The organism is Streptomyces sp. NPDC033180, assembly GCF_055577645.1.
In genome coordinates, this window is the sequence record NZ_JBVIPU010000002.1 from 201538 (window position 1) to 214197 (window position 12660).

9 protein-coding genes and 2 pseudogenes are annotated in these 12660 nt (G+C 69.4%); 5 read left to right on the forward strand and 6 right to left on the reverse strand.

Annotated features, from left to right (window positions below):
• The first annotated feature begins 130 nt into the window (after positions 1-130).
• The 4 genes and pseudogenes from ACZ5WE_RS07595 to thpR all read left to right on the forward strand — a co-directional run bounded on the left by ACZ5WE_RS07595 (position 131) and on the right by thpR (position 3223).
• Positions 131-1300, forward strand: a complete 1170-nt coding sequence (locus ACZ5WE_RS07595) for an acyltransferase family protein (RefSeq protein WP_467684808.1) — start codon at positions 131-133, stop codon at positions 1298-1300.
• A 5-nt stretch (positions 1301-1305) separates the two neighbouring features.
• Positions 1306-2221: pseudogene (locus tag ACZ5WE_RS07600) on the forward strand (RNA polymerase sigma-70 factor).
• Between the two features lie 268 nt (positions 2222-2489).
• A complete protein-coding gene (locus tag ACZ5WE_RS07605) occupies positions 2490-2624 on the forward strand; it encodes a hypothetical protein (RefSeq protein WP_467684806.1) in 135 nt (44 codons plus the stop codon).
• Positions 2621-3223: an RNA 2',3'-cyclic phosphodiesterase gene (gene thpR, locus ACZ5WE_RS07610; RefSeq protein WP_467684804.1), complete on the forward strand. Its 603-nt coding sequence runs from the start codon at positions 2621-2623 to the stop codon at positions 3221-3223. The genes ACZ5WE_RS07605 and thpR overlap by 4 nt, the downstream gene beginning before the upstream one ends.
• On the opposite strand, the pseudogene ACZ5WE_RS07615 reads toward thpR, so the two are convergent.
• Positions 3216-4712, reverse strand: a pseudogene (locus ACZ5WE_RS07615) (glycoside hydrolase family 30 protein); the annotation flags it as partial. The gene thpR and the pseudogene ACZ5WE_RS07615 overlap by 8 nt on opposite strands.
• 335 nt (positions 4713-5047) lie before the next feature.
• On the opposite strand from ACZ5WE_RS07615, the gene ACZ5WE_RS07620 reads away from it, so the two are divergent.
• Positions 5048-5590, forward strand: coding sequence for a TetR family transcriptional regulator C-terminal domain-containing protein (locus tag ACZ5WE_RS07620; protein WP_467685195.1), 543 nt, complete (start codon positions 5048-5050; stop codon positions 5588-5590).
• Positions 5591-5698: 108 nt separating this feature from the next.
• On the opposite strand, the gene ACZ5WE_RS07625 is transcribed toward ACZ5WE_RS07620, so the two are convergent.
• The 5 genes from ACZ5WE_RS07625 to ACZ5WE_RS07645 form a co-directional block, all read right to left on the reverse strand.
• The gene (locus ACZ5WE_RS07625; protein WP_467684802.1) at positions 5699-5887 is read right to left on the reverse strand and encodes an antitoxin; all 189 of its coding nucleotides are present in this window, start codon (positions 5885-5887) and stop codon (positions 5699-5701) included.
• A gap of 128 nt (positions 5888-6015) precedes the next feature.
• Positions 6016-7056 carry a LacI family DNA-binding transcriptional regulator gene (locus ACZ5WE_RS07630; protein WP_467684800.1) on the reverse strand — a complete coding sequence of 347 codons (1041 nt, stop codon included), beginning with the start codon at positions 7054-7056 and terminating at the stop codon, positions 6016-6018.
• A 62-nt stretch (positions 7057-7118) separates the two neighbouring features.
• Positions 7119-9566, reverse strand: a complete 2448-nt coding sequence (locus ACZ5WE_RS07635) for a glycoside hydrolase family 3 C-terminal domain-containing protein (RefSeq protein WP_467684798.1) — start codon at positions 9564-9566, stop codon at positions 7119-7121.
• A 41-nt stretch (positions 9567-9607) separates the two neighbouring features.
• Entirely contained in the window at positions 9608-11362 is a 1755-nt protein-coding gene (locus ACZ5WE_RS07640; protein WP_467684796.1) for a discoidin domain-containing protein, read from the reverse strand.
• Positions 11363-11451: 89 nt separating this feature from the next.
• Entirely contained in the window at positions 11452-12540 is a 1089-nt protein-coding gene (locus tag ACZ5WE_RS07645; RefSeq protein WP_467684794.1) for a DUF1996 domain-containing protein, read from the reverse strand.
• Positions 12541-12660: the final 120 nt, after the last annotated feature.

Consider the following 12660-nt stretch of genomic DNA (forward strand, 5'->3'; position numbering starts at 1 on the left):
TTATCCGGCAATATGGAGGGACTCGTGCGCATGAACCGTATCGGCCGCGCGCGCAGTGCTGTCGTCCGTCATCTGTTCTTCGTCGCGGAGCCGCCGTCGCGACGTTGGTGACGAGAGGTCGGCTCAACTCATGCGCAGCAGTAACCGGCAGTACCTCGTGTCCGTGGATCACTTGCGTGCCTACGCTGCCTTGCTGGTGCTCCTCTGCCACGGTACGCACATGATCTCTCCGTATCTCAGGGAGATCCCGAACAGTGACCCGCACGGCTGGCTCTATTCGGAGAACCCCCTGGCCACTCTGGTACTGGAAGGCCATTCCGGGGTGGCGCTCTTCATGGTGCTTTCCGGATTCATCTTCACCATCGGCACGCTGGGCAAGGACGTCCACTACGGCCGGTTCCTTGGCAACCGGGTGCTGCGGATCTTCCCGCTCTACATCGCGTTGATCGTCCTGGGTATCGGCGCGCACAAGCAGGGGGCGGGCCTGCTGGCGGTTCTCCAGTCACTGGTCGGACTGGGAAACCTGCCCGGGTCCCTCAACCTGGGGGCCGTGTCGAGCATGTGGTGGGCCATCGCGGTCGAGTTGCAGTTCTATCTGCTGTTCCCGCTGCTCAGCAGGCTCCTCACCAAGCGCGGACCTGTGGCCCTGTTCAAGCTCCTGGCCGCCGTCGCCGTGATCCGCGCCCTGGTGTGGGCCTCGGCCGCCGGCAGCATCAGTGTGAACTCGATGCTCTACTACAGCCTCGCCGGCAGAATCGACCAATTCCTGCTGGGCATGGTGGCCGCCTGGTTCTTCGCGCACCACCGGGAACGGTTCCGGGGTCCACTGAAGGTGGCCATCGCGACAGCCCTGGCCACGGGCGCGATCTGGGCCTTCAACCAGACCCACGCCTTCCACGAACGGCAGGCCACACGCCTGCTCTGGGTCGACGTCGAAGGAGTCCTCTGGGCCCTGGTGGTGCTGACCTACGTGGCCACCGTCTCCTCGACGGGGATCGTGTCGAGAGGCATCGCCAAGGTCGGCGAGATCAGCTTCTCCGTCTATCTGCTCCACTACATGGTCGTCACCGCGCTCATCTCCCGCCGCTGGTGGTTCGAGCTGACGGGGCGCCCGGTAGTGGATGCCTTCCTCACCGCGGCGGCGGCAGTCCTGCCCATCACCTTGGCCGCGGCTGTGGTCACGTTCCATGGCATCGAACGGCCGTTCCTCCGGTGGCGTCGCGCCTACCTCCTGACCGACCCGCCCAAGCCCGCCGCGCTCCCCCCTGCCCCCAAGGCCGCAGTCGTCTCGCCCCGGTAGCCACGATTGTGGTCGACGCTGAGGACGCCTTCACCGAGCACCGTCCGCTGCTTGTTCACCATCGCCTACGAGATGCTGGGCAGCGCCGCCGATGCCGACGACGTGCTGCAGGAGAGCTACCTGCGATGGAGCGCGGTCGAGCACGCCACGGTCGAGCATCCGCGCGCGTACCTGGTCCGCGTGGTGACCCGGCAGGCCCTCAACCACCTGCGCGCGGTCAAGGCACGGCGCGAGGACTACGTCGGCCCGTGGCTACCCGAGCCGATCCGCACCGCACCGCACCCGAGGTGAATGAAGACGCGATCCTGGCCGAGTCGGTCTCGTTGGCCATGATGCTCGTCCTGGAGACGCTCAACCCCACCGAGCGCGCGGTGTTCGTGCTGCACGACGTGTTCGGCTGCACCCACGGTGAGATCGCCACCTCGGTCGGCAGGACCGAGGTCACCGTCCGGCAGATCGCCCACCGCGCACGCAGGCACGTCCACGCGCGCCGTCGCCGCTTCGAGCGCGACTCCGAAGCCACGCGAGCCATCGTCCAGCGGTTCCTCCTCGCGGCGACGACCGGTGAGATCCAGGGCCTGATGGACCTGTTGGCGCCCGACGTCGTGGAAATCTCCGACGACGGCGGGAAAAGCGTCCGCCGCACGCCGCCCGATCACCGGCCGCGACGAAGTCGCCCGCTTCACCCTCGGTGTGGCACGCACCAGCATCACCCCGGCCACCCGCATCGAGCACGGCCTCTACAACGGCATGCTCGCGGCCCTCTGCCTCACCGACGGCGCACTCGACTGGCTGCTCGCCTTCGAGATCCACGACGGCCGGATCACCGGCCTCTACGCCATGCGCCATCCCGACAAGCTGCACCGCGCCCAGACGCTGCACCCACTCGACAGAGGAGAACACCAGCCATGGAAACCATGACCGTCGAGCGCACCGTCCACGCCTTGATCGACGACGTGTTCGCCTGGCTCACCACGACGACCAACTACACACGCTCGCCCCTCGTGCTGCGCTGCCGCCTGCCCCACCACGGCGACTGTGCGCCGTACGGTGTCGGCGCGGCGACCCGCCCTACTGCACCGAGTACGTCGTCGACCGCCGCGTCCCGCCGTCCCGGCACGAACTCGGGCGCATCACGTTCACCGAGACCGAAGGCGGCACTCTGGTCAACTGGACCACGCGCGCCGAAATGCGGGCCCCGCTCGTCGGCGCCTTCCTCACCCGGCGCCTCGTACGACCGATGATCACCCGCAGCTTCCTCAGCATCCTCGACGCCGCCGACACCGCGCTGAGCAACGTCGATGCGGTACGAAGTCTTCCGTGAACGAAGAAATCCGGCCCGCGTCCGTTCGTGTGTTCATCGCTCTCGCTCCGCCCGACGAGGCGAAGCAGGAACTGGAGCGGGCGCTCGCCCCCGCCTACCAGGCGCATCCACGTATGCGGTGGAACCGCATCGAGGACTGGCACATCACTCTGGCGTTCCTCGGCGAGGTCCCCGTCTCCGTGATTCCGCTGCTGCGTACGCCGCTCGCGCGTCTCGCGGCGACCCGCGAGCCCCTGACCCTGGCGCTGTGCGGTGGCGGGCACTTCGACGAGCGTGTGCTGTGGAGCGGGATCGACGGGGACCTCGAAGAGCTGCATCTGCTCGCCACCGAGGTGCGTGCCATCGTCGATGACCGCGGTGTCCCCCATGTGGGTCGGCCGTTCCGCCCCCATCTGACGCTGGCCCGCGCCCGCAGGGACACCCCGTCGTGCGCGGTGGAGGCCGCCGCCGGGCTCGCCGGGTTCACCGGCCGCCCCTGGCAGACCGAACGCCTGCACCTGGTCGCCAGCAACGTCGGTCGCGGCCCGGGGCCCATCCACTACGGCGATGTCGGCGGCTGGAACTTCCTCACCCATCCCCCCGTCAGGGGCGCCAGGTGAAGGTGGCCACCGCCCCTGCGGGCAGTGTGTAGGTGAAAGTGCGCCCCGCGTCCGTGACCGAGAAGCCCTTCGCCGCGGAGCCGGTGTTCACCGCGTACACGGCCCGCGATCCGTCCGGGTTCTGGAACGCGACGTTCTGGATGGTCGAGTCCGCGGTGGAGCCGATCCGGGTCGCCCCCTCGTCCACGAACTTGGTCAGATGGCCCAGCATGTAGAACTCGGCGTTCCTGGTCACCGTGCCATCGCGCTTGGTCTCGACGACGCCGTTGCAGCGCGTGCCGCACAGTCCTTGGTGCGGGCCGCCGTTCTCGTCGAGCGCGAGGTTCCAGCTGACGACGGTCTCGCCGCCACTGCGCATGTTCCGCACGACGAGGTTCTCGGCGTGCCACTTCAGGGTGTCGCCGAACGTCGCGGACGTGTCGGAGGAGTCGGTACCGGAGCACTCGGTGAAGAACACGCGCTTGCCCGCGTCGCGCACCTGCTGCTGCGCCTCCGGGCTGCCGCCGTAGCAGTGGAAAGCGGCGCCGATGAGGCGGTTCATCCCCGCGGTACGGCTGAACACGTCGAGCGGGTAGTTCGGGTGGTCCCAATTGTGGTCGTAGGCAAGGACGTTCGTGTCAAGGCCCGCATCGGTCAGGGTCTTGTCGAGGACCTTGAGGAAGGAGGCCTGCTCGGCTGACGTCATCGACATCGACGGGTAAGTGGAGTTGGCGAACTCCGGCTCGTTCTGGACGGTGAGGTCGGTGAGCTTCACTCCCTCGACCTGGTACGCCTTGATCGCCTTGACCAAGTAGTCGGCGTAGTCCTGGTGGTGAGCGGAGTCGAGGCTGCCGCCCTTGAGCGAACCACCCGTCTTCATCCAGGCGGGCGCCGACCAAGGGGATCCCATGAAGCGGATCCTGGGGTTGACGGTGAGGGCCTCCTTGACGACGGGGAGGGTGGCCTTCTTGTCGCGGTCGATGGTGAAGGTGCCCTTGGTGTCTTCGTACGTGGTGAAGTTCGCGTCCGTGTTGAAGTCGCTGCTGCCCAGGGGCTGGCGGAGGTAGTTCAGGCCGATGCCGTCGCCGTCGCGGGAGAACAGGGACGTGAGGAGCGCTTTGCGTTTGTCGGCGGGCAACTGCCGGATGAGGTGGGCGGATGCCTCCGTCACCGAGGCGCCCGCGCCGGTGAAGCGCTGCCCCGTGGCGCCCGGGTCGATGCGGATGTCCGTGCCCTGGGGCCGTCCGGTGAAGGGCGCCTCGCCCGCGTGCGTGAGTCTGCTGCTCCCGTCCCGCGTGGTGATCCACACCTGCGCCGCCGGATCGGCTGCCGCATGCCGGGACTTGCCGTCGGCCGCGGCGGCCGGGCGGGCCCCCGCCTGGTCGAGCGGGCCGTAGGCGATGGCCACACCGGTGAGCGCCAGGGCGGCTGCCGCCCCGGCGGCCTTCAGCCTTACGCGGCGGCCCGTACCGGTGGCTGCCGTGTTCCCAGCCCTGCTGCGTGTTCTCATGTGCGGCTCCTTGGTCTGCGACGGACGCGTACGTGGTGGGGCCGGCCCTTCCTCTGGTTCAGGCCGCCGCGAGCCCTGCCGCACGGTGCGGCAGGGCCTGGCGGGGCGAGAACGGGTGCAACATGGAAGCACACTTACTAAGTACTCAGTAAGTGGTCGGGGCGCGGTTCTTTCGAGGCGATCAACTCACGCCTAGAATCCGCACGGTGAGCACGCAAAAGGCGGCGAAGACCGCAGACGCGAAGGCTTCAGCAGACCGTCGACGCGAGGGGGCCACCCGCCGCGGCCGCAGTCAGGCCGCCCAGGAGCGCCACGACGAGATCCTGCGGATCGCCATGGAGACCTTCGCGGCCCGTGGGTACGGCAAGGCGTCGCTGGCGGAGATAGCCGATCGCGCGGGTCTTACCCAGGCGGGCGTCCTGCACTACTTCCGCACCAAGGAGAACCTCCTCACCGAGGTCCTCGAGCTGCGCGACAACGCGGAGATCGCACCGCTGGGCCCGCAGCGGCCCCGCGGGCTCGCCTTCCTGCGCCACCTCGTGGACACCGTCCGCCACAACACCGAACGCGAGGGCATCGTCCGGCTCTACACGGTCCTCTGCGCCGAGAGCGTCACCGACGACCACCCGGCCCAACCGTATTTCCGGCAGCGCTACGCAGGCTTGCGCACCTTCATCACCGAGGCGCTCACCGAGGCCTGCGAACTCGACGAGGCACGGTCCGACCTGGACATCGAGAGCACCGCCAACGTGATCATCGCCGTCATGGACGGCCTGCAGGTGCAGTGGCTCCTCGATCCGGCCGCGGTGGACATGGCAGCCGCCACAGAACAGGCGGTCGACGCTCTGCTCGCGCAGATCCGTGCCCACGGTTCCTGACAGCCGAGTGCCCCGCCCCTGCATCACGGGGGCGGGGCGGCAGCGCTGCAGCCACAGCGCGGATGGAAGACTCCAGGCTAGCGGCGGGCACTGACAATCGGCGGCAGGTTACTGCTGCGGGGGCCGGTCCTGGTCCCTGCCGAACTGGTCCTTGAGCTTGTCCTGGGCGGTGTCGACCTGGCCCGAGTACTTGCCCTGGGTCCTGCCGTCGACGAAGTCTCCCGCCTTGTCGATGCCCGTTCCGGCCTTGTCCTCGTGGCCCTTGAGCATCTGCTTGAGCTTGTCCATGACTGACATGGGCAGCCGCCTCTCTGTGTCGCCCCCACAACCAGGCTCACACCGCGGGGCGTGATCCGCATCTGGTGGCCCCGAACACCCCCTCTGCCTGCGACAACGCGGTCGCCCGCCCCCTGTCGCGTCGCGCGCTAGGCCGACTCACGCACCACGAGTTCCGGCTCGAAGATCACCGAGGTGGGCTCCGTCCGTACGCCCTCGATCTGTTCCTGCAGCAGCCGTGCCATCTCCGCGCCCATCTCCTCGATGGGCTGCCGCACCGTCGTCAGCGGCGGCACGCAGGTGACCGCCACACACGAGTCGTCGAATCCGATGACCGCCACGTCCCGAGGGGCCTGCTTTCCCTCTTCCCTCAGGACCTGGCACGCGCCTTGTGCCATCAGGTCGTTGGCCGCGAACACCCCGTCGATGTCCGGGTGCTCGGCCAGCAGCCGCCGCATCGCCTTCGCTCCGCTCTCCAGGGTGAACCCGCCCTCCGCGACGGGGGTGTAAGGCTGTCCGCCCCGCTCCATCCCGTCCTGGAACCCGGCGAGCCGTTCGCGGCCCGCGGGGATGTCGAGCGGGCCCGAGATCGTCGCCACCCGTCGGCAGCCGCGGGCCAGCAGATGCTCGGCGGCCAGCCTCGCCCCGTCCCGGTGCGCGAAGTCCACGTACGTGACGCGGGCCCGCAGAGAGGGGCGCGCGAAGAACACCGCGGGCGACCCGGCTTCGGCGAGCAGTGCCGGCAGCGGGTCCTGGGCGTGGGTGGAGACGACCAGGGCGCCGTCCGCGTTGCCGTGGCGCAGGTAGGTCAGGACCTGTTGCCGGGAGTCCTCCGTCTCCGCGAACATCAGCACCGGATGCATGGCACGCGGGCGCAGGAAACCCACCACCCCACTGACGGCGCGACCGAAGAAGGGGTCCGCGAACACCCGCGCGGCGAACGCGTTCTGGGCCGTGTCCGTGTGATCTCCGGCGCCCGACACGACCAAGGCGATGGTGCCCGCGCGCTGGGTCACCAAAGAGCGCGCCGCACGGTTGGGCGCGTAACCCGTCCGCTCGATGGCCGCCCGCACCACGTCCTGGATGGCGGGGGCGACATTGCGCACGCCGTTGACCACCCGGGAGACGGTGGCGCGGGATACCCCCGCTTCGCGCGCCACGTCCTCGAGCGTCGGCATCTGTCTGTCCATTCGGGAACCCTAACGCCCCGCGACCAGGCGTCATAGAGCGCTCTCCCGTGCCCGCCCGGAGGCTAGAGGCGGTCGTTCGACCTGCGGACAGCCGTCGTCGCCCTCAGGGGCAGGTCTCCGGCGCTGCGCCCGGCGAGGATCTGCCAGGCGCCCGCCTCGGTTCGCCATCGGTGCTCCTCCACGTCCCAGTGACGCAGCATCCTGGCCGGCACCTCCACCGATGCCGTCACTGTCTCCCCCGGCTCCGCGCGGACCGCCGCGAAGCCCGCGAGCCAGCGGACCGGGCGCTCCACGGCGGAGTCGGGACGCGCGATGTAGACCTGTACCACCTCACGGCCAGGGCGCATGGAGCCCGTGTTGCGCAACCGCACCTCCACGAGCAGGGCTTCTCCCTCGTCGTGTGTGCAGCGGACCCGGAGGCGGTCGTAGCTCCACGTCGTGTAGCCCAGGCCGTGACCGAACCAGTAGGCAGGTTCGCGGCCCGCCCGCAGCCAGGCCCGGTAGCCGATGTGCAGCCCCTCGGCGTAGGCGAGCACGCCGTCCCGCGGGCGGGTCTCGCTGACCGGTGCGTCCGCCAGCGCGGCTCCCCACGTGGTGGGCAGGCGGCCGCCCGGCTCGGCCTGACCGAAGAGGACGTCGGCGAGACCGCTCCCCGCTTCCTGCCCGGGGAACCACGACAGGAGCACGGCCCCGGCCTGTTCCCGCCAGGGCAGCTCCACGGGGCCGCCCGAGTTGACGACGACCACGGTGCGCGGATTCGCGGCGGCGACCGCCGCGACCAGTTCGTCCTGACGGCCGGGAAGGGTGAGCGAGGCGCGGTCGTGGCCCTCGGCCTCGCTGCCCTCTGTGGTGCCGACGACGACCACGGCCACGTCCGTGTTCCGCGCGGCCTCGACCGCTTCGGACAGCGCCTGGTCGGGATCCGGTTCGGGCGCCGCGGCCGTCACGACGACGGCGCGGCCGGTGCCGGGCGCCAGTTCGCGGCGGGCCACGACGTGCGCGGCGTGGTCGGCCGGCAGCCATACCGAGGCGTGCTGTCGTGGAGGGTCGAGGTGAATGACCGCGGGGTCCTCGGTATCACGCGTGAACTCCCCTTCCACCAACGGCTGTCCGTCAACCGCCAGACTCATCCGGCCATAGCCGCCGACTCCGAACGTCCACTTTCCTTCGCCGGCCGTGCGTACCAGCGCACTGATCTCGATGGTGTGGGCTTCCGGGGGAAGAGGGGGCTCCAATTGCCGTCCGGAGCGGCGGTGTTCAGCGGTGAGCTCACGTCCGCTCGCCGTCAGCACCCGCAGCAGCACTCCAGGCCTTCCGGTGAGGGGGTTCTCGCACCGCGCGGCGTCGAGCGGCCGCGGCTGCCCGCCCAGGGCCGGCCCCGGCACGTGCAGGACCCGGGCCCGCCCCCGCAGCCGGGCCCGGATTCCGTCCAGCGGTGTCACGGCGTCTGCCGGGAAGACTCCGGCGCTGCCCTCTCCCTGGAGCCGCGGTGCCGATGCGTGCCGCCCGATGACCACCACGCTGCGCAGTGCGGAGACGTCCAGGGGCAGGACATCCTCGTTGCGCAGCAGTACAGTGCCGGCCGCCACGGCCCGTTGCAGCAGCCTGCGTGCGGTGCCGCTCGGCCACGCGCGCGGCGGGAGCCTCCGGCCGCCGCCGAGCGCGCCGACACGGTCGGCCAGGGCGAGCAGACGCACCACCTTGTCGTCGATGTCCTCCTCAGGAACATTCCCGCTCCGGACCTGCGCCACCAGAGCCGCTCCCCACGGGCCCTCCGGCCCTGGCATCGCGAGGTCCTGGGCCGCCGCGGCACTCTCGGCCGTCAGGCGCACCGCGCCCCAGTCGGAGACGACGGCCCCGTCGAATCCCCACTCTCCTTTCAGAGGTTCGGTCAGGAGATCGTTGGCGGTCATCGTCGTGCCGTTGACGCTGTTGTACGCGCTCATGACGAGCCATACGCCCGCGTCGACGGCGGCTTCGAACGGGGCCAGATACACCTCGCGCAACGTCCGCTCGTCCACCCGTACGTCCAGGGTGAGCCGGTCGGTCTCCGAGTCGTTCGCCACGTAGTGCTTGGCGGTCGCGGCCACCCCGTGCGCCTGAATGCCGCGGATCAGGGCGGCTCCGGTGCGCGCGACCAGTTCAGGGTCTTCGGCCAGGCACTCGAAGTGGCGCCCTCCCAGCGGACTGCGATGGAGGTTCAAGGTGGGCGCAAGGACCGCGTGCACCCCCTTGCGCAGTGCCTCGAAGGCCAGCAGTTCGCCGAGCTCGCCCACCAGTTGCTCGTCCCACAGGGAGCCCAGCGCGGACGCGGAGGGCAGGAGCAGGGAGGGGCGGCGCTCGTCCCACTCCTCCCCCCGCACACCGGCGGGGCCATCCGAGAAGACCATCTCCCCTAGCCCCACGGCCGGTTCGGCCCGGGTGCGCCACACGGTGGCTGCGGTCAGGAGCTCCACCTTCCGCTCCAGTTCCAACGTGCTCACAAGACAGAGCAGTTCGTCGCGCGTCATCCTCTACTCCTCCCGACCTCTCCTGGCCCCGCACCGGTGGATCAGTTGTAGACGCCGAACTCGTAGAGCGAGTAGCCGTATCCGGTGCCTCGCTCCGTTCCGTTGACCCGCACGTAGCGGCCGGAGCCGCTCACATCCAAGTCGTCGACGCCGCCGTTGCCGCCGCGCACCTCGTGCACGGTCTTCCAGTTCTGTCCGTCGTCCGAGGTCTGGATCGTGTACGTCTTCGCGTACGAGGTCTCCCAGTTGAGCTGGACGTGCTTGAAGGAGGTGGTGGAGCCCAGGTCCACCTGGAGCCACTGCGGGTCGCTCCAGTCACTGGCCCAGCGGGTGTTCTGCTTTCCGTCGACAGCGTTGGCCGCGGTGCACGGGCAGTCGCCGCTGCCGGGCTGGAAGGACGAGGCGGTCGCGGGCTTGCCCTGGGCGACGTTCGTGCCGTCGACCGGTGGCACCACCACGCGCACGGACCGCGTCTCGATGCCGACGTTGCCCTTGCCATCGCTGACCTTGACGTAGATCTTCCAGACACCGGGCTTGTCCGGGGCCGTGACCTTCAGGCGGCCCGATCCCTGGTCCGTGACGGCCAGCGGGGTGAGGTCCTTGTTCTTGTCCATGTACATGCTGTTGGCGAGCACCTCGTAGGACAGCGCGTCGCCGTCGGGGTCGCTGACCTTGGTCGTGAGCGTGAGCGGGCTGCCCGCGGGGACCTTGCCCGCGTCGCCGTCGACGGCCAGTTCGGAGATGACCGGTGCGGTGTTGTCACCGGCGGTGCTGCCCTTGTAGGCCTTCTTCACCGCGTAGTACGAGAGTCTCTTCTGGCCGGCGGGAAGCAGGTTGAACCAGACTCCGCCGAAGTCGTACTCGGTGCCGTAATGGAACATCGTGGCGCCGAGCGCGACGCCTCGGTGCCCGGTGACGCAGTCCCATGCCTTCGTGTAGCCGGCGGCCTTGGCCTGGTCGGTGGGCTCCTCGGGGACCCCGTTGGCGTCGTCGGGGACCTCCCACTCGCCGGCGGGCCCGGTCTCGGTCACGATGTAGGGCTTGTTGTAACCGCCCTGCTCCCAGTCGGACTTGACGTCACACGTGGCGTCGTAGGCGTTGACGGCGTACAGGTCGAGGTCAGGCGCGTTCTTCTTGTAGTACGGCCAGGCCCCGGTCCAGGCGTCGGTGGAGGTGACGGGGTGGTTGGGGTCCACCGCGTGGATCTTCTTGGCGATGTCGTTGACGAAGGTGGTGTACGCGTTGCGCTGCTTCTCCAACTCGTCCCCGGCATAGCAGTTCTGCAGGCCCAGCACCGACTCGTTGCCCACGTTCCACATCAGGACACCGGGGTTGTCCTTGTAGGTGTCCACCCACTTGGGGAACTCCTCGAGCATCTTGTTCTTGTACGCCGTGTCCGTCAGGTAGTCGACACAGCCACCGCTCCCCGGGCCGCCGCCGGGCTGGAGCCAGAAGCCCGCGACGACCTTGATGCCGTGGGCGGCCGCGGAGTCGAACAGCGGTTTGCTGGAGGCGTCGGTGCCCCAGGTCCGGATGGTGTTGACGCCCATGGACCGCAGGTCGGGCATGTACGTGTCGGCGTCCGCGACGGAAGGGCCCCAGGTCAGGCCCTTGACCTGGTAGGGCGAGCCGTCCACGGTGAGCTGCCAGTTGCCTTGCGAACCGGTCACCTTCACGACGCTGCCTGCCGCGTGCGCCTGCTGAGCGGGGAGCACCAGGGCTCCGGTCACGAGCAGGCCCGCGGTCGCCGGGGCCACGATGCTGCGGAGAAAGGGAGCGGTGCGGGGTCTGCGCATGGGGGTCTCCTGGGCGAGGGGGGAGAGTGCGGGGATCGGCGGGTTGCCTGCGAAGGGCGGGAGGGGGCCCCGCCCTTCGCAGGCCGGGGTCACGGCAGTTCGTAGTTCTCGTCGAGCGCCGCGCCCGCTTCGGGGTGCGTCTGGTCATAGCCGCGCGGGTCGCACTGCAGACCGCCGACGATGCAGTGGTCCACCAGCGCCTTCAGCGTCGCGTCGTCCCACGCGTTGAAGAAGTCGTAGTGGAAGGAGTGGCCGGTCCCGCTCGCCAGACGGACCTTCGACATGTCCCCGTTGACCGGGAACGCCATCTTGAACTCGACCATCGGCAGGGCGACGGGGTGGCTCGTCGGGCACACGTTGTCGTTGGTGCCGTCCTTGACCACCGGGTAGGACATGTGGCTCTGGTGGTCGGGGGCGTCCAGTGTCCTGCCGTCCCAGCAACTGGGCGCCTGGAAGCGGATGTTGAGCTGGGTGTCAGGCGTCGTGGGGCAGTCCTTGGGAAAGTCCACGTTGAAGTAGCTGGTCCCGCACTCCCACCCTTCGACGAAACCGGGGTGATCGCGGAACTCCTGCGCGCTCTGCATCGGGCTGCCCACGACGAACCTGAGCCCCTTGGGGAACGGCCGCACGCTCGTGTAGTCGGTGACCCCGGCCTTGTAGTAGATCGTCTGATCCCCTACGGGCCGTATCTCCTTGTCGCCGTTGTACAGCGTGGGCATCCAGTACGCCGACCTGTCGCCGGGGGCAAGGCACTTGGTGGACCCTGAGTCCAGGGATCCCGTGGTGCTGCTCGCGTTCGTCGTGGTGTTGCCCATGAACGTGTGGTCGTGCGACTTGCCGGGCTGCCCCGGGTAGACGATGGGGTCATCGGGGGCGGTGTGCGACACCGAACAGTGCGCCTGGAACTCGTGGAAGTAGCGGTGCGGCGGCTGCTCGGCCGACGGTTCGACACCGGCGACGGGCGACTTCGCGGGAAGGTACCCGTCCGCGTCGGCGTCCTCCGCCGCCGCGCGGGTGGATGCGGCCATGGTGTGACCCGCGTGCGACGTCGCGGCCTGCGACGTCCGGGACTCGGACGCGTGGTCGGCGCTCACCGCGATGCCGCCGATTCCGAGCGTGCTCAGTAACAGGGCGCCCGCGATCAGCGCTCCCGAGATCGTCCTCGATCTCCGTGCCATGGAGACCTCCTGCCACGTGGAGAGGGATGTGGGGACCGGCCTGCCGGGAGCCGTGGCCGTGCACTCCCGAGCACCGGGTGGGGACGTACGTGGCCGAGGGCGCCCATCGGCCGCCCGAAG

Excerpts from the sequence above, each read along its gene's own strand:
- ACZ5WE_RS07645 (WP_467684794.1), bottom strand. The coding sequence starts at position 12,540 with ATGGCACGGAGATCGAGGACGATCTCGGGAGCGCTGATCGCGGGCGCC.
- ACZ5WE_RS07620 (WP_467685195.1), top strand. The coding sequence starts at position 5,048 with ATGGAGACCTTCGCGGCCCGTGGGTACGGCAAGGCGTCGCTGGCGGAG.
- ACZ5WE_RS07625 (WP_467684802.1), bottom strand. The coding sequence starts at position 5,887 with ATGTCAGTCATGGACAAGCTCAAGCAGATGCTCAAGGGCCACGAGGAC.
- ACZ5WE_RS07640 (WP_467684796.1), bottom strand. The coding sequence starts at position 11,362 with ATGCGCAGACCCCGCACCGCTCCCTTTCTCCGCAGCATCGTGGCCCCG.
- ACZ5WE_RS07605 (WP_467684806.1), top strand. The coding sequence starts at position 2,490 with ATGCGGGCCCCGCTCGTCGGCGCCTTCCTCACCCGGCGCCTCGTACGA.
- ACZ5WE_RS07635 (WP_467684798.1), bottom strand. The coding sequence starts at position 9,566 with ATGACGCGCGACGAACTGCTCTGTCTTGTGAGCACGTTGGAACTGGAG.
- ACZ5WE_RS07630 (WP_467684800.1), bottom strand. The coding sequence starts at position 7,056 with ATGGACAGACAGATGCCGACGCTCGAGGACGTGGCGCGCGAAGCGGGG.
- ACZ5WE_RS07595 (WP_467684808.1), top strand. The coding sequence starts at position 131 with ATGCGCAGCAGTAACCGGCAGTACCTCGTGTCCGTGGATCACTTGCGT.